Source organism: Pseudomonas flavocrustae (assembly GCF_029872515.1).
In the GTDB taxonomy this organism is placed as follows: Bacteria; Pseudomonadota; Gammaproteobacteria; order Pseudomonadales; family Pseudomonadaceae; genus Chryseomonas; species Chryseomonas aestiva.
The window spans coordinates 235,732-255,590 of record NZ_JAPDIQ010000007.1 but is presented as its reverse complement, the minus strand read 5'-3'; the positions used below and the strand labels follow the sequence as shown (position 1 = coordinate 255,590).

The 19,859-nt window shown below is 66.9% G+C and carries 13 protein-coding genes; 1 reads left to right on the top strand and 12 read right to left on the bottom strand.

All coding sequences use genetic code 11. From position 1 onward, the window contains the following. The first annotated feature begins 253 nt into the window (after positions 1-253). Positions 254-1,306, top strand: coding sequence for a hypothetical protein (locus OMP44_RS17030; protein ID WP_280309885.1), 1,053 nt, complete (start codon positions 254-256; stop codon positions 1,304-1,306). A 42-nt stretch (positions 1,307-1,348) separates the two neighbouring features. Here OMP44_RS17030 and OMP44_RS17025 read toward each other — a convergent pair whose 3' ends face one another. The 12 genes from OMP44_RS17025 to OMP44_RS16970 form a co-directional block, all read right to left on the bottom strand. Further along, on the bottom strand, positions 1,349-2,842 hold the full coding sequence (locus OMP44_RS17025; RefSeq protein WP_280309883.1) for an aldehyde dehydrogenase: 1,494 nt from the start codon (positions 2,840-2,842) through the stop codon (positions 1,349-1,351). Between the two features lie 103 nt (positions 2,843-2,945). After that, entirely contained in the window at positions 2,946-3,557 is a 612-nt protein-coding gene (locus tag OMP44_RS17020) for a hypothetical protein (protein WP_133860411.1), read from the bottom strand. Positions 3,558-3,637: 80 nt separating this feature from the next. Continuing rightward, complete coding sequence (gene pelG, locus OMP44_RS17015) at positions 3,638-5,008, bottom strand: exopolysaccharide Pel transporter PelG (RefSeq protein ID WP_187980878.1); 1,371 nt, start codon at positions 5,006-5,008, stop codon at positions 3,638-3,640. Position 5,009: 1 nt separating this feature from the next. Further along, a complete protein-coding gene (pelF, locus tag OMP44_RS17010; RefSeq protein WP_280309880.1) occupies positions 5,010-6,533 on the bottom strand; it encodes a GT4 family glycosyltransferase PelF in 1,524 nt (507 codons plus the stop codon). Then, positions 6,530-7,519, bottom strand: a complete 990-nt coding sequence (locus OMP44_RS17005) for a tetratricopeptide repeat protein (RefSeq protein WP_280309878.1) — start codon at positions 7,517-7,519, stop codon at positions 6,530-6,532. Before OMP44_RS17005 ends, pelF begins: the two co-directional genes overlap by 4 nt. Next, positions 7,497-8,870, bottom strand: coding sequence for a PelD GGDEF domain-containing protein (locus OMP44_RS17000; RefSeq protein WP_280309875.1), 1,374 nt, complete (start codon positions 8,868-8,870; stop codon positions 7,497-7,499). The genes OMP44_RS17005 and OMP44_RS17000 overlap by 23 nt, the downstream gene beginning before the upstream one ends. After that, positions 8,870-9,385 carry a penicillin-binding protein activator LpoB gene (locus OMP44_RS16995; protein WP_280309873.1) on the bottom strand — a complete coding sequence of 172 codons (516 nt, stop codon included), beginning with the start codon at positions 9,383-9,385 and terminating at the stop codon, positions 8,870-8,872. Before OMP44_RS16995 ends, OMP44_RS17000 begins: the two co-directional genes overlap by 1 nt. Positions 9,386-9,407: 22 nt before the next feature. Continuing rightward, positions 9,408-13,004, bottom strand: a complete 3,597-nt coding sequence (locus OMP44_RS16990; protein WP_280309871.1) for a tetratricopeptide repeat protein — start codon at positions 13,002-13,004, stop codon at positions 9,408-9,410. Beyond that, positions 12,985-15,741, bottom strand: a complete 2,757-nt coding sequence (locus OMP44_RS16985; RefSeq protein WP_280309986.1) for a bifunctional glycoside hydrolase/polysaccharide deacetylase family protein — start codon at positions 15,739-15,741, stop codon at positions 12,985-12,987. The genes OMP44_RS16990 and OMP44_RS16985 overlap by 20 nt, the downstream gene beginning before the upstream one ends. Before the next feature lie 330 nt (positions 15,742-16,071). Next, entirely contained in the window at positions 16,072-17,184 is a 1,113-nt protein-coding gene (locus OMP44_RS16980; protein ID WP_133860417.1) for a polysaccharide biosynthesis/export family protein, read from the bottom strand. A gap of 285 nt (positions 17,185-17,469) precedes the next feature. Beyond that, on the bottom strand, positions 17,470-18,504 hold the full coding sequence (locus OMP44_RS16975; RefSeq protein ID WP_133860606.1) for a glycoside hydrolase family 5 protein: 1,035 nt from the start codon (positions 18,502-18,504) through the stop codon (positions 17,470-17,472). A gap of 57 nt (positions 18,505-18,561) precedes the next feature. Continuing rightward, the gene (locus tag OMP44_RS16970) at positions 18,562-19,833 is read right to left on the bottom strand and encodes a flippase (protein ID WP_252977242.1); all 1,272 of its coding nucleotides are present in this window, start codon (positions 19,831-19,833) and stop codon (positions 18,562-18,564) included. Between the last annotated feature and the right edge of the window lie 26 nt (positions 19,834-19,859).

Sequence of the window (19,859 nt, the reverse complement as noted above, 5' to 3'; positions counted from 1 at the left end):
GCGCCAGTGCCGGGTCATGGCGACCCGGCACTGGCTGTGGAAGGGGCGCACGGCCGAACGCTCAGGCAGGCGGCTGCCTACGCTCGTCGAAACCGCTCTTTGGATGGATGGCAGAGGGGGCCTGGCTGACCACACTCAGCACGGGCCGCTCCTGGGCGGCGCCGCCCTTGCAGTACGGTCGATTCCGGCATCTGGCCGGACTCGCGGCTAGTCGTCCTGCCCCCGGTAGCTGTCACTGGAGCGGAAGACCGTCATGAAGACCCCTACCTTGCTGGCGGCCCTGCTCGCCGGCCTCGCGGCGCCGGCCTTCGCCGTCGAGCAGAGCATCAGCCTGACCCAGGCCGGCAATGACAACCAGGCCACCCTGAATCAGAGCGACGGGCGCGCCAACACCGTCGAGCAACTGCAGCGCGGCGACGGCAATCGCACGACGCTGGAACAGCGCCAGGCCTTCGGTGCCCAGGCGCGGATCGAGCAGACGTCCAGCGGCAACGGCCTGCAGATCGTCCAGCAAGGCAGTAATCAGCAGATCGCCGTGACCCAGCTGGAAGACGGCAACCACTTCGCCGACCTCAGCCAGATCGGCGGCGGCGCGGGCAACAGCCTGGAGCTGGAGCAGCGCGGCAATGCGGCTTCCGCCTATCTGCGCCAGGCGGGCGATCTCAACGTCCATAGCGTGCGCCAGGCGGGTTTCGGCGGCAACGACCTGCGGGCGACCACTACCGGCGATGGCAACCGGCTGACGGTGGAGCAGCGCAGCGGTGGGGTGGCCGAGGTGGTGCAGACCGGCAACGGCAACGCCGTGCAGCTGACGCAGAACGTGTCCTTCGCCGGCGGCAGCGCCACCTTGCGCCAGCAAGGCGCTGACAACAGTGTGCAGGCGGATCAGCTGACCAGTCGTTATCGCAGTGCCCTGGCGCTGACGCAGACGGGCAATGCGAACCAGGCGACGCTGTCGCAGCGTGCCGGCTTCAGCGACATCACCTTTAGCCAGCAGGGTAACGCCAACGAGCTGAGCGCCACCCAGGCCGGGTTGGAAGCCCGGATCACCGGCACCAGCGCGGGCGATGCCAACCAGGCGAGCTTCGTCCAGAGCGGCGTGCGGGTGGAGGCGGAGATCCAGCAGCAGGGCAATGGCAACCTGGCGTCCATCACCCAGGACACGGTGCCGGACAGCTTCAGCGGCGCCAGTGCCATGATCAGCCAGACCGGCGACGCCCATTCGGCTGTGATCGACCAGATCGGTTCCACGGCGCGCATCACGCAGAGCGGCTTCGGTAACCAGGCGACGATCCAGCAGCGCTGAAGGGTCGCAGGCTGATCCCGGCCGGGATCAGCCTGATGGGGCTTACAGCTTGATCCAGGTGGCCTTGAGCTCGGTGTACTTGTCGAAGGCGTGCAGGGACTTGTCGCGACCGTTGCCGGACTGCTTGAAGCCGCCGAAGGGCGCGGTCATGTCGCCGCCGTCGTACTGGTTGACCCAGACGCTGCCGGCGCGCAGGGCGCGGGCGGTCTTGTGGGCCTTGGAGATGTCGCGGGTCCAGACCGCGGCGGCCAGGCCGTATTGGGTGTCGTTGGCGATCCGCACGGCTTCTTCGGCGGTGTCGAAGGTGATCACCGAAAGCACCGGGCCGAAGATCTCTTCGCGGGCGATCTTCATGGCGTTGCTCACGCCGTCGAAGATGGTCGGCTCGACATAGACCCCGCCGGTTTCTTCCAGGGTGCGCTTGCCACCGGCCACCAGGGTGGCGCCTTCGGCATGGCCGGCCTCGATGTAGCGCAGCACGGTCTCCAGCTGGGTGGTGTCCACCAAGGCGCCGACGTTGGTCTCGGGGTCCAGCGCATGGCCGGGCTTCCAGCCCTTGAGGGCCTCGACCACCAGCGGCAGGAATTCCTCCTTGATGGAGCGCTCCACCAGCAGGCGCGAGCCGGCGGTGCAGACCTCGCCCTGGTTGAAGGCGATGCCGCTGGCGGCCGCCGCGGCGGCGTCCTTGAGGTCGGGGGCATCGGCGAAGACGATGTTGGGGCTCTTGCCGCCGGCTTCCAGCCAGACGCGCTTCATGTTGGATTCTCCGGAGTAGGCCAGCAGCTGCTTGGCGACCCGGGTGGAGCCGGTGAAGACGATGGTGTCGACGTCCGGGTGCAGGCCCAGGGCCTTGCCGACCTCATGGCCGTAGCCCGGCAGCACGTTGAACACGCCGGCGGGGATGCCCGCCTGCTGGGCCAGCTGGGCGACGCGGATGGCGGTCAGCGGCGACTTCTCCGAGGGCTTGAGCACCACCGAGTTACCGGTGGCCAGCGCCGGGCCGAGTTTCCAGCAGGCCATCATCAGCGGGAAATTCCAGGGCACCACGGCGGCGACCACGCCAACCGGCTCGCGGGTGACCAGGCCGAGCTGGTCATGGGGCGTGGGGGCGACCTCGTCGTAGAGCTTGTCGATGGCCTCGGCGCTCCAGCGGATGGCATTGGCCGATGCCGGTACGTCGATCCTGAGGGAGTCGCCGATGGGCTTGCCCATGTCCAGGGTTTCCAGCAGCGCCAGCTCTTCGGCGTTGGCCAGCAGCAGGTCGGCGAAGCGGATCAGCACGCGCTTGCGTTGGGCCGGCGCCAGGTGCGCCCAGGTGCCCTTCTGGAAGGCGGCGCGGGCGGCGGCGACGGCCAGGTCGGCGTCGGCGGCGTCACAGCTGGCGACCTTGGCGAGGAAGCGTCCGTCCACCGGACTCAGGCAATCGAAGGTGGCGCCGGCGGCGGCGTCGACATAGGCGCCGTCGATGAAGGCGCGACCTTCCAGGGTGAGACCTTGGAAGCGCTGCTCCCACTCGGCGCGGCTGGGCAAGCTCATGGGTGACTCCTCGCTAATGGCGGTGAGCAGCCACCCTAAACCGGCCCGGAAGGGTTATCAATATATTTGACAGTTAGCCGCCAAGGGCGCCGAAACGTGCGTTTTATCGAACGCTGCGCTGGCGTTGGCGACTCAAGGTCAGGGCCGGGCGGGCCGTGGCCAGGGCGCCGCGCCGTTGCCGGGGCTGGAAGCACTGCTGGGTGAACGGCGCCTCGACGCTGGCGTCCAGGTCATCGAGCCAGCCTTCCACAGCGTCTTCCAGGGCCGCCACGGTGAGCTGCCCCAGCACCTGGTGGGCGATGAGATTGCCCAGGCTGGGCGCCGTCGATTCGCCAGTGGCGCCCCACCAGGCGGCCAGGCGCTGCTGGAGGCCTTCGAGCAGACGATGGAGACGATAGGCCGCGGCCAGCAGCGCCAGGCTGGCGGAAGGCGCCTGGGCCAGTGCCGCCGGGGCGAAACCGGCCAGGGCGCGCTCGAGCACCCCGGCCAGGGGCGCCTCGAAGGCCACCGCCCGCGCCTGCAGCAGCAGGGCTTCGAGGGCATCGGGCACCTTGTCGACATAGGCGCTGGCGAAGCGCTCTAGGGCCGCGCCGCGGGTGGCATCGGCGCTGGTCGTACGCGCCGCCTGGTCGGCAAAGGTGCGGCTGGCCTCGCCACTGTCCCGAGCGCGCACCTGGGTGGTCTGGATCACGAGGCGCAAGGCGGCGGTATTCATGGCAGGGTCCTGCAGGGCTGAGCTGTGTTGGACGCCTCCCGGGTGGGCGGGTCACACCGTTCGTCCGGTGCCGGCGGCCGTCAGTGCCGGAGCATGAAGGTGTCGTATTCCAGGTCGTCCAGCACCCGGTCCAGGCGGTGCAGACCCAGCAGCACGCAGCAGGCCAGGGAGACGGTGAAGCCGTAGCCGAAGAAACTCGGACCCAGCTCGATGCTGAGCAGGGTCAGCGCCAGGTTGAGGCCGAGAAACAAGGTGCAGAGCATCAGCACGGTGTCGCGCCGGTCCAGGTAGAAGAAGACGTTGAGCAGGGCCATGAACACCACCTGGATGCTCACGCCCACCACGTCGATGTAGAACAGCGGCAGGTAGTAGTGCGACATGCCGAGCCAGGCCAGCAGCTGCGGCGCCAGCAGGAACACCAGCACCAGGGTCAGGCCCTGGACCTTGCAGATCTCCAGCAGGCCCTGACGGATGGCCAGGATCATCTGTTCCTTGAGCTGGCTGATGTGCTGCAGGGTCTCGCCGCCGCGCACGGCGTTGAACACCCGCTCGTACCATTCGGCGAAGTCGGTCTCGATGCGCACCAGGAACACCGCCATGCCGGGGATGATGGCGAGGTAGGCGAGAAAGATCGGCAGGTCATAGAGGATGGAGGCGCGCAGGGGACCGATGACGGCGTCGGAGGTCAGCGGATTGAACCAGAAGACGAATTTGTCGACCCAGATACCCAGGTTGTAGAACAGTCCGGTGACCAGCAGGCTGAGGAAGATCTGCTTGCGGTCGAGGAAGTCGAAGGCCACCAGGCGATCGGCCGGGTACTCGCGGATGATGTCGTAGAGAAACATGAACAGCAGCGCGGCGTGGCCCAGCAGCAGCGCCATCAGCAGGCCGTTCATGCCGAGAAAGCGCAGCATGAAGGCGGCGGCGATCATGATGGCGTAGCCCAGGGTCATCACCACTAGGATGCGGTTGTAGGCCTTCATCCCCGACAGGAAGATGATCACCAGCCAGAGGTCGCAGAGGGTGACGAAGTTGGCCAGCACCAGCAGCCGATAGGCGAAGGGCTGGTCGAACAGGGTGGCCAGCAGCACGAAGCCCAGGCCCCCGGCGACCAGGGTCACCAGCAGCAGGATGCCCACCAGATTGGGCAGGATGCTGGTCTGCTTCTCCTCGAACAGCCGGTCCGAGACGAAGCGGGTGAAATACAGCTGCAGACCGCCGGTGAGGATCAGCGAGCTGGCCATGAGGTAGGTCACCGTGACCAGGAATTGCCGGATCAGCACGTTGGGGGTGACGATGCCGGTGGCCAACACGCCGATCAGCATGACGCTGATGATCGACAGCACCCAGGGCCCCGAACTGATCAGGCCGGCGTAGACATAGGCGCGCAGGGTGGCGGTGTAGGAGTCGCGCGCGAGGATCTTGCGCAGTTCGAAGCCGATACCGGCCATGTCAGAGGCTCCTCCCGATGGCGTCCTGGTAGAGCTCGCGATAGCGTTCCAGCATCAGCGGCTCGGTGTAGTAGCGATTGACCCGGGCCAGCCCGGTGCGCTGCGCAGCCTGCCAGCGACCGGGATTGCGCAGCAGGGCGAGGATGGCGCGGGCGGTTGCCTGGGGGTCGGCGATGGCGACCACGCTGCCGCCGGTGCCCAGGGCGCGGTCCTCGGGGAGCGAGCCCTCGATCAGCTCGCGGCAGGAACCCACGTCGCTGCTCACCACCGGCACGCCGGCGGCCCAGCCTTCGAGGATCACCAGCGGCTGGGCCTCGCTGATGGAGGTCAGCACCATGAGGCCGAGCTTGGGCAGGATGTCGCCAATCTTCTGGAAACCAAGGAATTTCACCTTGCCCTCCAGGCCCAGGCTGGTGACCAGGCTGTGGCATTCGGCGGCGTATTCCTCGTCTTCGTCCTCGGGACCGACCACCCAGGCCTCGGCTTCGGGCATGGCGCTGATCACCCCGCGCATGGCACGGATGAAGGTCTTAACGTCCTTGATCGGCACCACCCGACCCAGCAGCCCCACCACCGGCGGCACGCCTTCGGGGCGACGCTCCAGGGCGTCCTGCCACTGGGTGAGGCTGATGCCATTGGGGATCACCCGGCAGCGCGCGGGATCGGCACCGTCCTGGATCTGCCGGCGGCGGTTGCCGTCGTAGAGCGAGATGATCGGATCGGCGGCCTTGTAGGTGAGCAGGCCGATGCGTTCGAAGAAGCGGATCCACAACCGGCGGATATAGCTGACGTCCACGTCCAGCCCGGTACGCAGGGCCTCGTCCGGGCCTTCGGCGATCCACTTGGCCTGGGCCAGGTCGATCTTGCGCTCCTTGGTGTAGATGCCGTGCTCGCTGAGCAGGAAGTTGCAGCCCCAACGGCGCTGCAGGATGGCGCCGAGCATGCCGGCATAGCCGGTGGAGATGGAGTGGATCATCCGTGGCCGGGGCAGGCGGCGCGCGGCTTCGGCCAGCATCAGCAGTGGCGCCTGCATGGCGCGCAGGGTCCAGAGGTAGTCGACGAATGAAGGATCGGTGCAATAGCGCTCGTAGCCCTCGGTGATGGCTTCCCAGCTGGCGCGGCTGTACATGAAGTCGTCCAGGGTCACCTTGCCTTCGGCGAAGGCATCCACCAGGGCATCACCCTGGGCGGCGCTGGGTTCGTCGGGGTGGTGCAGGAAGGCGTGCAGATCGCGCAGCAGCTGCACCGGCGCCTGGCGCCGCGGGCTGATGGGTGCGCCCTTGGGCACCCAGGAGCCGGCGAGAAAGTGCTCCTCGATGTGCACCACGTTGGGCGGGATGGCGTAGTGGCGCTTCTCGTAGTTCTCGCGCTGGCCACCGATGAAGAACACCGAGAAGGTCAGCTCCGGCAGGCCGAGGATCAGCTGGTTGACCCAGCTCGACACCCCGCCGCGCACATAGGGCCAGGTGCCCTCCAGCAGCAGGCAGACATCGGGCGTCACGGTCGCGGCGGGGGCGTCTTTCATAACCAGTACTTCACCAGGGCGGCGAACGGCGGCCGCTTCTTCAGATCCGCCGGCAGGCTGTCGAGCAGCGCCGGGATGACCGCGTAATCGCGGCGCAGAAAGGCGATTTCGGCGCGGAAGGGCGCCAGCTGGGCCAGGGGTACGCCCGCCGCTTCGGCGGCCTGGAAGAATTCCAGGGCCCGTTCCGACTCGCCCTGTTCCAGGGCAATGCGCCCGGCCAGGATGCGCAGTTCTTCGTTTTCTTCACCGGCCAGGGCCAGCTCGATGTGTTCCCGCGCCTGACCCAGCACGTGGCGCAGGACGCTGCCCTGGGCCAGGCCCAGATAGGCCAGCTCCCAGTAGCCGCGGGCCAGGGTACCGTGCAGCGCTGGCTGGCGTTCCGCAGGCGTGCTGGCCAGTTCGCCGAGCTGGGTCTCGATGCGCTGGTTGATCTGGCTTTCCTGCTGGTCGAGCATCGAATAGGCGAGCAGCCGGACGTCGTCGGCCGGATCGCGCAGGGCCAGCTTGAGGATGGGGATGGCATCGCGTCCGGGCATGCGCCGGGTGGCGAAGAGCGCGGTCAGGCGCTTGTCGGTGCTGGGCGCATGGCGCAATACGTCCTGCAGGCCGCCATCGCTGAACAGCATCTCCTCGCGCCGCTCCAGTGGGCGGAACGGCAGATTGGGCACGCTACGCGCCTCCCAGGCGATCTCGCGGTGCTTGCGCGGCAGATAGAGTGCCGGAAACACCGCGGCGATCACCCCCACTGCGCCCAGCAGCGGAATGAAGAAGGCCAGGGCAAACAGAAACAGCGGACTCCAGGGCAGTGGCCGCTGGTAGCGTCGCGGCAGCAACAGCCAGGCACCGCCCGCCAGCAGGGCGCTGCCGGCGGCATGAGCGGTGGCGAAGGCCAGGGCCGCCGCCGCCACCGGCAGGTTGGCGAACAGCAGCGCCCAGCTGCTGGCCTCGAAGGCGAAGGCGCCGCTAAACAGCCACTTGCTGTTCATGCAGACCACACTCGTTGAACAGGAAGACGCGCAACTCCTGGGCGCGGGTCTTGGGCAGCAGCTCGTGCTCGTGGCTGCGCACGCCCAGGCTTTCCAGGGTGCTGTCCTGGCCATGGCGCTCGGCCAGCAGCTGACGCAGCCGGCGGCGGTAGCCTTCCAGGCCGTCGGAGGAGGTCAGCGGCAAGAGCACCAGCAGGCAGGGGTGGCCGGCCTGATTGGTCAAGCGCAGTTGCAAGTCGAGACCGCGGCGGCTGCCTTCCAGCAGCGCCAGGGCGCGCTCGCCACCATCGGCCTCGGTCATCTCGAAGCAGAACAGGCAGGCGGGCAGGGCGTGCTGCTGGGCATCGCGCAGCGAGCGCTTGAGGTGCTGGGAGAATTGCTGGGCGTCATCGTCGGCCAGGGCCAGCGCCTGGGGATCGCTGCCGAGCAGGTCGGCGATGTGGCCGGCGAGGATGGTCAGCAGATTGAGGGTGCGCTCGTTGAAGGAAAAGAACGGCATCTGCTCGATGGCCAGCACCGCCAGCAGGCGCTCCTCGGTATCCAGCAGCGGCACGCAGGCCTGCAGCGCCGAATGCTGGGTCTCGCCGCGCTCCAGCAGCGCCTGGCGGATGCTCAGGGTCTCACCGCGCTCCAGGGTCAGGCGCACCAGCAAGTCATCAGGATCGATGCCAGGCATCTCGCCCTGGCTGGCGAGGGCGCGACGATCCACCCGGCCATTGGCGTCGACCCGGTAGAGGCCCGCCACGCGCAGTGAACCGTATTGGGTCAACAGGCCGACGATGGGCTCGGCCAGGGCCTGCAGGGCATCCTGCTCGCGGGGCACCTCGCGCAGCTGGCGCCGCAGGTCCAGCAGCGAGCTGCGCAGACTGAGGTCGTTGCCGGCGACGCGCTGTTCCAGGCGATCGTGGGAGATGCGCAGGAGGTGGTGGGCGCGGGTGAATTCGTCCAGGCGCAGCTGGCGATAGTCGTTGGCCAGGTCCAGGCGTTCCAGACGGCGATCCCAGAGATCGCGGAATTCGCCCACCAGCATGGCGCTGAGCAGCACGCCGACGATAAAGGACGGCGGGATCTCTTCGTAGGCCGGATAGCCCTGGCGATGCAGATAGAGCAGCGCCACCACTAGCAAGCCGGCACTTACCAGGCCGCGCATGAAGCCATAGCGCACCCCCATGAGGATGGGTGCGAACACCACCCAGGGAAAGGCCAGGCCAACCATCAGGGGGTCTTCCGGCACCAGCCAGAAGCCTAGGCCCAGGGCGGCCGCCGTGACCAGCAGGGTCTCCAGCCAGGACAGGCGGCCACTGGCGCGGGGCGCCAGGGTGTAGTCCTTGTGGACGGATTGCAGGGCCATCAGCGCAACTGCAGCTCTTGCGCGGTGCCGCGCAGGACCTTTTGCGCGGTGGCCGCCAGGCTCTCGCGCGACCAGCCGGAACGGGCGCCGCTGTTGCTCCAGACCACCCGGCCGCTGGCCGGCTCGACCACCTGCAGGGTCACGCCCACCGCCGGCTCGCCGTCCAGACCGTTTTTGTACTGCCACTCGTCCACGCTGCCGGTGAGCACGTATTGCAGATTCTGCTGGCGCGCCCAGTCCAGGGCCGCGCGCTGGCGGGCCTTCTCGTCGTCGCTGGGATTGCCGCCCTGGCTGTCGTCGTAGACCTGCGGGCGGATGCCGCGCTCGCCGAGCACGCTGACCAGGATCTGCGCCGCCCGGTCGCCGGCCATGGGCGCCTGGGCATAGTTGGCCAGGGGCACCAGGCCCCAGCGCGCATCCTTGGGCAGGGCCTCGCCGCTGGGACGGGTAAAGCTCGAGCAGCCGGCCAGGAGCACGGTGGCGACACTGGCGACGAGCAGACGCGTGATGTTCATGAGGTCTCTCCCTTGAAGCGGCCTAGCGACCGATTCGATTGCTGTATTGAATGCCCAGGGTGCTGCCGGCCTGACCGCCGCTGCCCTGGGGCGCGGACTGGTAGCCGGCGGTGAACGCCAGTTCGTCGTCGCCGAGCACTACCATGCCCAGGCCGACATTCAAACCGTAGTTGAATTCGCGCTCGGTCCACTGCCAGCCGACCAGGGTGTCCACCAGCCAGCTGTACTGGGGGTGGGTGCGGTTGAGCGAACCGGGAATGCCGCGGCGCCAGCTGCTGCCGACATAGAGCTGGCCATAGCGATCCTGCAACAGCTGGGTGCCGCCCAGGGCCTCCAGGTCGGCCACGGTGACCTCGCCGTTCTCGCCACTGCCGGCCAGCGGCTGCAGGTAGCGGGTGACGCTGGCGGGCAGGGTGCTGCGCGCACTGTTCTGCTGGTAGGTGATGCCGCTGCGCACCTGCCAGGTGGGACCTTCGAAGAAGATCATGTGGCTCAGCTCCAGGTTGAAGGCGAAGCCGCTGCCCAGGGCATCGCCGTCCCGACTGGAATAGCGATTGTGCGCCGCCCGCCAGCTCAGCTGGTCGCGTGGCGTGAGGTTGTGGCGACCGGCCAGGCTGACGCTGTCGCGGCGGCCCAGGGCGCGCAGATAGCCGCTCTCGTCGGGTTGCCGGTGCCAGTCCAGGGCCGCCTCGATCTCGGTGTTGCCATCGATGCGCCAGGTGCGGGCGACGCCCAGGCCCAGGCGATTGCTGTCCGACCGCTGACTGGCGTCGACGGTGGTTTCCAGACCGCCGTCGGCCAGGTTCTTCAGCACCTTGAGCAGCATCTGGTGTTCGTTGCCCAGGGCGTCGGACTTGAGGCCGCTGCTCTCCACGCGATTCTGCTTGAGCTGGACATCGGCATAGACGTCATCGCTGAGTCGCCGGGCGGCGCGCACCTCGCTGCCCTGTTCGATCAGGCCGCCATAGTCGCGGCGCTCCCAGCCGGCCTGGACGCCATTGGGCGTGCGCTCGGCCTGTTCGGTGGCCTGGCGCAGCAGCTGCCGCTGGATGACCTCCGGAGGCTCGTCGCCGGCCGCCGTCAGGGCCGCGGCCTGGGCGTCGCCGGCATGGCCGAGACGCTGCAGCACCTCGACGCGCTGCGCCGGATCCAGATCGCCGGCCGCCAGCAGCTTCTCCAGCTCGCCACGATTCTGCCGGCGCAGGACCTCCTGCAACTGCTCGTACTGGCGCACCTTCAGGCCACGACTCTTGGCCCAGGCCAGCCACTCGCTCTTGAGGCCGTCGTCGTTGTTCTGGCTGAGCGCGTCGAGCCACTGGTCGAACCAGAGTTGCAGCATGCTCGGCGAGCCATCCTGCCAGGCGCGCGCCTGGGCCAGCGCCGCCTGGGGGCCGCGCAGGCTGGAGAGCAGCCGCAGGTAGGTGGCATAGCGCTCGGGGGTGGCCGGCACCTCGTCGTTGGCCAGGTGCGGCGTGACGGCCTTGCGCAGTCGCAGCGCCGCGTCCTGGTGACCGGCGGCGTCCAGGGCATCGGCGTAGGCGGCCTGCACCAGCCAGTCCTGGGGGTGGGCTTCCAGGTAGCGGCGATACCAGCCGAGCGCCTCTTCCGCCTGGCCCAGCAGCACCAGGCCGCTGCCGAAGGGTAGCCAGAGCACGTCGCTGTCGCGGGCCCGGCCCTTCCAGTCGCGCAGCAGCGTCGCCAGCTCGGTCTGGCGATTCTGGTCGATGAGCAGCCACAGCAGCCGCTCGCGGAAGCGGTCGTCGTCCGGGAAGCGCTGCAAGGCCTTTCGATAGCCTTCTTCGGCCTGGACGACGCGACCACGCTGGAAGTCCAGCCCCGACCGCGCCAGCCAGACGGCGGGATTGTCGGCCGAGGCCGGCTCGCGCGCGGCACTGGCCAGCAGCCGCTCCAGCGCCGCCGTGTCCTTGAGTTGCTCGGCCCATTGCAGGGCGTCGGTCAGGCGCTTCTGGCTCTTGCTCTTTTCCCAGCTCTTTTCCAGCAGGGCCAGGGCCTTGCGCGGCGCGGTGCGCAGATAGATCGCCAGCAGCCGGTCCTCGTCGTTGGCGGCCAGGCCCTTGTCGCTCGCGGCCAGGCGTTCGAAGGCCAGCTGGGCCTCGCCGTCGCGCTCCAGTTCCCAGGCCAGCTCCGCCCGCAGGCGCCAGTAGTCGTCGCCCTGCCGCTGCTTGGCCGGCATGCCCTCGAGCACCTTCCAGGACTCTTCGGGCTTGAACAGCTCCCAGAGGGTGCCGGCCCAGCTCAGATACTCGGCGTTGGTCAGCGGGAATTTCTTGCCGAACGCTGCCCAGCCTGCGGCTTCGGCATCGCCCTGCTCGGTACGGGCCAGCAGTTGCTGCAGCCGCTCCCAGGCCAGGCGCTGCTTGGGCTGACGCCTAATGTAGTCGCGCAGCCAGCGCTCCTCGGCAGCGGGATCGCCCAGGGACTCGTAGGCGAAGATCAGCGCGTCCAGTTCGGTCTTGTCCAGCTGGCGCTGCCGCGACGCCTCGGCCAGCAACTCGACCACCGCATCGAAGCGAAACGCCCGGGCGGCCAGCTTCCAGGCGTGGTCGCGGCGAGCCGGATCGTCCTGGCGTGCCAGCAGGCGCAACCAGAGGTCGAGGGCTTCGTCCATATGCCCGGTCCATTCGCCCAGCTGGGCCAGTTCCGCGAGCAATTTTTCATCGTCCGGGCGCAGGGCCAGCAGCTGATGGCCTTCCTCCCAGGCCCGTTCGGTGTCGCCGCGGCCCAGGGCCAGTCGGTAGGCGGCCTCCAGGGCGGCGGGATCGTCCGGTTGCCACTCGCGCCAGCGATCGATCAGCCGCTGGGCCAGATCCAGGCGCCCGCTGCCCTGGGCGGCGGCCACCCCGGCCTGCAGCCAGGCCAGACCGCTGGCATCGGCTTGCAGACGCGGCAGTTCCTGCTCCAGCAGGGCGGCGGCTTCGGCGCCCTGGCCGGCGGCGAGCCAGGCATCGAAGGCCTGGTGCCGGTAGCCCTGGCGCTGTTCGGCCGAATCGGCGAGATCGGCCAGGCGCAGATAGAGACGCGCGGCCTCCTGCTGACGGCCACCGGCCAGGCTCCAGCGGGCCGCCTGTTCCAGCCACTGCTGGCGCCGCGGCGGATCACGCCGGGCCAGTTCGACGTAACGCTGCGCCGCCGTGGCCGGATCCGCCAGTTGCAGGGCGCGCTCGGCCACCCGTTGCAGCTGGGGCGTGCTCAGGGTCGCCATGTCCAGGGCGCTCAGGCGTTGCGCCAGGCGTTCGCGATCGGCGTCGGCCAGGCCTTGCGGCTGGGCTTCCGCCTGCAGGATGTCCATTTCCAGGGCGTAGAAGGGCGTCGAGGCCAGGGGCTCGGGCAGCAGTTGCAACTGACGCCGCGCCTCGTCGATGCGCCCCAGGGCGATCAACTGGTCGATCAGCTTCATGCGCAGCCCGGTATCGTCCGGCGTCGCCTTGAGCAGCACCTGCGCGTAGCTGATGGAGACCTGGTCGGCCGGCTCCTCGCCGGGCAGGAAGACCTGCTTGCCGTGAAAGGTCAGCACCAGCACCAGCGCGGTGAGGAGCGCGACCCCCAGCAGTGTCCAACCGCTCAGGAGCCGGGTTTTCTTAGCCGCAGACGATCTCACCGTCACTCACTTGTGTTAGCGGAAGTTTGAACGTCAGCAGTCCGGCCTGTCCTGACTGGCCCTTGTAGCGCTCGCGACCGACCCGTACCTCGCAGGCCGAGGCCGCGCGCAGGGTCAGCTCCAGCGGAAATTGCCCGGCGAAGGCGAAGCGGATCCGCGTCGGCGACAGGTAGTCCCATTGCTGCAGCGGGATGTTGGCCTCTTCGAGAGCGGGGGTGGGATCGCGGCTGTCACGCAGGACCAGCCGCGCCTGATCGCCGGCCAGGTGGACATAGCGTCCCTGCGGCAGGTCGCGGACCCCGGCGATGCCCTTCGAGCGCTGCAGATCCGGCCAGCCCAGGCGCGGATCCAGGCGCAGGGTGCGTAGGCCGTCGAGGGCCTTGATCGACCAGCTGCCGTCGTCTTCCCGGGCCAGACTGGCGGTATAGAAGCCCCGCAGGCGACTCAGGTAGTCGCTCATCCACAGTGACAGCGGATGCTCGGCGGCCATGCCCTGGTAGATCTCTTCCATGACCTTGAGCGAAGCCTGCTTGGTGCCCGAGTAGAAGTGGTAGTAGAGATTCAGCCCGCGCAGTCGGCGGGGATGCTCGGTGCGCTCGAAGGTATAGAGCAGATCGCGAAAGCCGTAATAGGGACCGCGCCAGAGATTGGTGTAGACGTTCTCGTTGATGATGGGCGCATAGAACTGCAGACCGCCCGGGGTGGGGCGGATGAAGGGATACAGACCGCTCACCGAGGGCTGCGAGCGGGTGATGTGCGAGTTGCCGCCGTTCACGTTGAGCAGGCCGTTGTCGTAGGCGAGCTTGAGGGTCGCCGCATCGGGTTGGGCGTCACCGGACCAGAACACCATCTTCACCGGCTTCTGCGGGGTGGTCAGGCGTTCATTGATATAGCGCGTCGAGCCCACGATCTCCCGGGTGAAATCCACCTTGTCGTAGCCGGGAATCTGCATCATGTAGCCGTACTGGGCTTCGAAGTTCTCGCTCTGCTCGGAGACCGCCGGTTGCCAGAAGAACGGATGGCTGAAGGTGTGGGTGGCCACCTCCACCTTGGGGTCGGCGAACAGGCGGCGGGCGATGGGCTCCAGTTGCGCGGTCAGCTCCGGATAGCGGCCCTTGGGGCCGACCTCGCCTTCGATGATCGAGGCCGAGGTCAGAAAGGGGTGCGGCTGGATGAACCGCTCCAGCACCACCTGGCCGGAAAAGGGCCCGCCCGGAATCTCCGCCTTGGACGCGAAGGCGTCGCCGTCGATGTGCACGGTGGCGATGCGCCGGCCGTTCTCCGTGGTCGGATCGGGCACCGGCATGGCCGGCAGTTGCAGCGTCTTCGCCGTAAAGGCGAAGGGGTCGATGATCCAGCGACTGGCTTCGGGACCGTCTTCCATGACATAGGGGCCGAAGGCGAAGCCGCCCCAGGAGGCCACGCCCATGGGCACGAAGGTCCCGCCTGGACCGCTCAGGCTGACCACCGGTGTCGGCCCGCCGGGTAGCGTCTGCACGGCGGGCAGGTCACGCGTCCGCAACTTGACCGGTGCCTCGAAGTTGCCGGCGAGGGCAGGATCCAGCACCTTGAGGGTCAGGTTGTCGGGCAGCGGTTTGCGACTGACGCCCAGACCCAGCCGCTTGAGCAGGGCTTCGTTGTCCAGCGGCAGACCGCCGAGGATCAGCAGCGGCGTCTTTTCGTCCAGGCGCTGGCCGATCCAGTCGCTGAAATCCCGCGAATTGGGTGGCGGCCCACTGGTCATCCAGACCACCACCCCGGCATAGAGGGCGCCGGGCCAGGTCGCGGGCAGCGGCTTGGAGGCATCGAAATAGTCCAGGCGATAGCCCTGGTACTCCAGGGCGCTGCCCAGGAAGCGGTGCACCGCCGACTGGCGCAGGGCGCCTTCGCGACCATCGTAGAGCAGCGCCAGCCGGCGTGGCTGCAGGGCCACCGAACTGATGCCCAGGGTGTTGAGATCGGGGGTGGTGATATAGGGCACGTAGCCTTCGTCGCGCAGCCGCTTGGCCAGGCGCCAGGCTTCGTCGCGCTGCTCCGGCGGCAGGTACTCGATGGCGATGACCGGGATGCCGGCACTGCGCGCCGCCTCGATTCGCGGCTTCAGCCAGGCGCGGTCCTGCTCGCTGACCGGGCGATAGGTCTTCTTGCCGGCATCCCAGCCGGCATAGATGGATTCGACCGCCATGGCGGCGGCGACCCCGGGCAATTCGGGTTGCACCTCGAAGCCGCGATTGAAAAACAGCTTGAGCGACGGCTGGCGGCGGTGCAGGTCGGCCAGCAGGCTCTTGAGCGCCAGGCGCTGGCTTTCCCGCTGGTCTTCGGCCACCAGCTGGAAACTGTCGAGGGTATCGAGGAACAGCCCGGTGTAACCGGCCTTGGCCAGTTGGGCGGCGCGTTCGAGCAGATGGGCTCGCCAGACCGGCGACGCCAGGTTCATCACCTGGCTGCCCCAGGCCTTGTTGGCCACCGGGCTGGCACCGGCACTGAGGCCGGCCTTTTCCAGGGCCGCCGCATCGCCGGCGAATTCGCCAATGGACAGATAGGCGAAGGGTTGGGCTCCGGCCTCGTGCAGGGCGCGGACATCGGCGGCGCTGGCATGTCCGGGTTCGAGCACCACCCAGTCGAACTGCGCGAGTTCGGCTACCGGCGGTTTTTCCGCGTACCAGAACGCCACGCTGGCGGGCGCCGCCAGGGCCGTCCCCAAGAGAGACAGATAGCCCAGCAGCCCTACCGTCAGCCTGCGCCACCAACCGAAGCGGGACCTTGCTCTTGTTGCCTTGCCTGACGCCACACCCAGTCCTTAAACGTGCCCAACTTCGGTATCAGGTTAGCTACATTACGCAAAAGCGTGACGAAAAACTGCCTGTGCCAGGCCGAGCGGCAGCAATTATGGGGCTAATAGGTATCGAAATAATTAATCGGCGACGGGCGAGGCCGTCTAGGCAGCGGATTTCAGATTTTTTTGGCGGGGAAAATAGTGCAGAGATGCAGAGGGAGGGTGTAGCAGAACGTCAGAGGAATTACCGTCATGCGCGGCGGTAACCGGCATGACGGCAAGCGAGCGCTATTACTTGAAGCTGCTGTTCAGGCTGGCGCTGGAGGACAGGATGTTGGTGGAACCCAGCAGTTGGCTGACGAAGCGGTTCCAGCGGGTGATACCGGCCGGGCCAACGAAGACCACGTCCTGCGGCTGCAGATGGAAGTTCTGCGCCAGCACATAGGCGGTCGGGTTCTTGGCCGCCAGGTGGAAGACCTGGGCAGTGGCACCCGGCGCCTTCAGATCTTCCGGGCCACGGATGACGTAGACGGCATCGGCGTTGGCGGTTTCCTGCTGGATGCCGCCGGCCTGGCTCAGGGCTTCCATCAGGTTCAGGTTGGTGATCTTGTAGCTGACCGCTGCGGGCGAGCGGACTTCACCGACCACATAGACCTTGCGGGCATCGTTGTAGGGCAGGTGAATGCTGTCACCGTCCTTCAGGTAGATGCCGTACAGCTTGGAATCCTTGCGGTTCAGGCTGTCGGTATCCAGGCGGTATTCCTTGCCGTCGCGGACCAGGGTCACGCCGGTCAGATCGGCACCACCGGTGTTGGCCACGCCAACCTGGCCCAGGGCTTCCACCAGGGTGATGGGCTTGGTGGTCAGAGGAATGGCATCGCCCTTGTTCACCGCACCGGAGACGGTGACCTTCTGGCTGCCGAACTTCAGCACGCTGACGTCGATCTGGGGATTGTCGATGAAGGTGGCCAGACGGCGGGAGATATCGGTGCGGATCTCTTCTAGGGTCTTGCCGGCGGCGCGCACGGTGCCGACGTAGGGGTAGAACAGGGTGCCATCCGGACGTACCAGGCGACCGTTGGCTTCCAGCTGCTGCTGGGCGCCGGACGGAGCGGTCAGTTCGGGGTGATCCCAGACGGTGATGTAGAGCAGGTCGCTCGCACCGACGCGGTAAGCCTGCGGCTTGTAGTCCAGCAGGGGCTTGAGGTCGGGAGCCTTGGACAGGGCCGCGGAATCCTGGCTCATCAGCAGCGAGCTGGTGATCGGGATCAGCTGGACCTTGGTGCCCTGGATGCTCGGATCGCTCTTCAGGTCGTCCTGGTCCAGGTACTGACCCGGGGAGTAGGCACAACCCTGCAGGACGATGCCGGACAGCAAGGCCAGAGCGGTAAATTTGGTTTTCATGTCATTCGTCCTTGATTGCTGATTGAGTGTGAGCAAGAGGAATAAATCGGAAGGTAGAAGCAACGAGCCGGTTATTCATGGTGTTCCTTCGCAAGACGCGGCGAGCCTCGACGGTGGACCAGGTTCCAGGTGACCCGTCTGTCCAGCGTACGAGAGAACTCGAGGTCTCAGCTTTTAGTTGTATGAGCACCTGAGTCTGCTGGTCTAGGACTGGCCTTTAGCCATCGAGTTCAGCGCCCCGGGAGCGGAAAAAGGTGACGCCGTTCGAAATCTGTCACATCTCCGCTAACGAGGTCCTATGACTTGGCAGTCATGTTTGTTCAGGTGTTTTTGCAGCAAGGCCGTCTGCGGCTTCTCCGTGCCGTTCTTGGGTTCGATGGCCAGAGGATAGTCGCCCCAGCCCGGACCGGCCGCCCAATAGGCGCTGGGTACGCACTGCTCGCCCAGATAGCTCAGCAGATTGTCCATGGCTTCCAGCCACTGTGGGTGTGCAGGTATCCCATATTCGCCAACGAAGCCGCGCAAATTGTGCTGTTTCAGCCATTCGATGAAGGGGCGGGTTCTTTCCACGCCGATCATGGGATGGACGCCCTTCATGCCCGAGGCGTAATTGCCGCTGGAATCGTCGTCGAAGTAGATATGGGCCTCATAGATGAGGTTGTCCGCCGGATCCTTGATCAGCAGGTCGCCATTCACCTGGGGCCAGCGCTGGGCACTGGACCAGCTGTCGCCGGCGATGAAGATCGGCGTCTTCATGTCGACGCTGCGGATGCTGTCCACGGCCGTCTGGGCCGCGCGGGGCCAGAGACCCTGGGTGTCATGGGGCTCATTCATGACATCGTAGCCGTACAGCGCCGGATGCTTCTGGAAGGTCAGGGCCAGGCGTTTCCAGGCATCGGCGTAGCTGGCGTAGGGCACTTGGGAAGAGCCGATCAGCTGACCGCGATAGCGCGCGTAGTTGTGCATGTCCAGGATCACGCGGATCCCGTACTTGTCGGCGAAATCCAGGGTGCGCTGCAGCAGCGCGACCTGGGCCTGGTCCAGTTCACCGCCCAGCTGGGGTTGCACCCGCTCCCAGAGGAAGGGAAAGCGGATGAAGCGGATGCCCTTGGCCGCGTAGCGGCGGAAGTAATCTTCGGTGGGGTAGAAGTAGTTGGTGCCTTCCACGCCTGGCAGGACCTGGCCGGCAAAGCCGGCGGCCGACATGTTGATGCCGATGAGGTCCACCTTGGCCGTCGCCGACTCGGGCTGAGCCTGGCCATAAAGCGCCGCGGACAACAAGACGGTGGCCAGCAGGCCACCACCGATACGACGTTTCACTCGTGACACGGACAGCACCTCTCGTGTATTGCGGAAATTCGTCTGGGCAGGGCTCCCTCAGGAGCTCTGCTGATAGACCGGCGCGGGTTGCAGCGGCGGTGTGCGCCGGGCGAAGTATTCCAGCGCCAGATAGTCCACGGTCACCCGGATGGTCCAGGCGATGGCGGCGCCCATGATGGAGAAATGCTGGATGCAGACCACCAGCAGACCCAGGTAGGGCAGCAGTTCGGCGAGATGGATCATCGCGGTGGTCCGCGAATGACCGCGGGCCTGGATCTTGGCGAAGGGAATCTGCGCCAGGGCGTTGAAGATGAAGCCCACCACCAGGATGCGCAGGATCTGCGCGGCATCGCCGCCGTACTCCGGGCCCATCCAGACGGTCATGATCCAGGGCGCCAGCGCCAGGATCGGCAGCACCATCGCCAGGCTGATCAGCAACAGGCCCCAGAAGGCCTTGTTGGCCTGGCGCGTAGCGTCCTCACTGCTCTTGCTCAGCAGCGGGAACACCACCCGGGCCACGGCATTGGGGATGATCAGCATCCGCGAGACCGCCTCGGCCGGGGCGGTGTAGAAGGACACGCGGCTGGCACCGACCATGTGCGACAGCACGAAGCGGTCGAAATAGACCATCAGCGGACTGATGATGTTGCTCACCGTCATCCAGCTGCCGAATTTCAACAGCTCCTTGAACACCTCGGCCTTGAAGGTCCGGATGCCTTCCGGGAAATCCTTGTGCAACGGCCAGTAGGCCAGCGCCATGGAGACCACCCGGGCCAGCACCAGGCCGATCACGGTGGCGGAAAAGCTCGGTTCGATCAGTACCGCGATCAGCGGCGCGATCGCCAGCAGACTGTTGGAGAAGGTCCGCAGGATATTGAATTCGCCGAAGCGCTCGTTGCCTTCCAGGTAGGCGAACCAGACCGTCGCCAGCAGGAAGGGCGGGACGCACAGGCTCAGCCAGCGAAAGCCGGCCACGGCATTGTCGAAATGCTCGGGCGAGACGTGCAGCAGACTCACCACCTTGCCCGCGCCGAACCACAGCAGCAGTGTCGCCAGCAGACTCAGGCCGATGACGGCGCCGGTGGCCGTGCCCATGACCAGCCGGTTGCGCTCCTTGTCGCCGTGGTGCATGGCGACGGCGCGGATCACCGCGCGCGACAGGCCGGCATCGAACAGGGTGGCATAGCCGACAATGGCGAAGGCTAGGGTGAACAGGCCGAATTGCTCGACACCGAGCAGGCGCGACAGCACACCCATGGTGGGCAGCGCGATGGCACTGGGAATGACGACACCCAGGATGTTCCAGGTGCTGTTTTTGATCATCGACATCGTGGGGGTGAAAACTCCTTGGGGCC

Bases quoted from the DNA above. Each gene is read 5' to 3' on its own strand.
- OMP44_RS17005 (WP_280309878.1), bottom strand. From the start codon at position 7,519: ATGAACAGCAAGTGGCTGTTTAGCGGCGCCTTCGCCTTCGAGGCCAGC.
- pelF (WP_280309880.1), bottom strand. From the start codon at position 6,533: ATGAAAGACGCCCCCGCCGCGACCGTGACGCCCGATGTCTGCCTGCTG.
- pelG (WP_187980878.1), bottom strand. From the start codon at position 5,008: ATGGCCGGTATCGGCTTCGAACTGCGCAAGATCCTCGCGCGCGACTCC.
- OMP44_RS16995 (WP_280309873.1), bottom strand. From the start codon at position 9,385: ATGAACATCACGCGTCTGCTCGTCGCCAGTGTCGCCACCGTGCTCCTG.
- OMP44_RS16970 (WP_252977242.1), bottom strand. From the start codon at position 19,833: ATGTCGATGATCAAAAACAGCACCTGGAACATCCTGGGTGTCGTCATT.
- OMP44_RS16980 (WP_133860417.1), bottom strand. From the start codon at position 17,184: ATGAAAACCAAATTTACCGCTCTGGCCTTGCTGTCCGGCATCGTCCTG.
- OMP44_RS17020 (WP_133860411.1), bottom strand. From the start codon at position 3,557: ATGAATACCGCCGCCTTGCGCCTCGTGATCCAGACCACCCAGGTGCGC.
- OMP44_RS17000 (WP_280309875.1), bottom strand. From the start codon at position 8,870: ATGGCCCTGCAATCCGTCCACAAGGACTACACCCTGGCGCCCCGCGCC.
- OMP44_RS17025 (WP_280309883.1), bottom strand. From the start codon at position 2,842: ATGAGCTTGCCCAGCCGCGCCGAGTGGGAGCAGCGCTTCCAAGGTCTC.
- OMP44_RS17030 (WP_280309885.1), top strand. From the start codon at position 254: ATGAAGACCCCTACCTTGCTGGCGGCCCTGCTCGCCGGCCTCGCGGCG.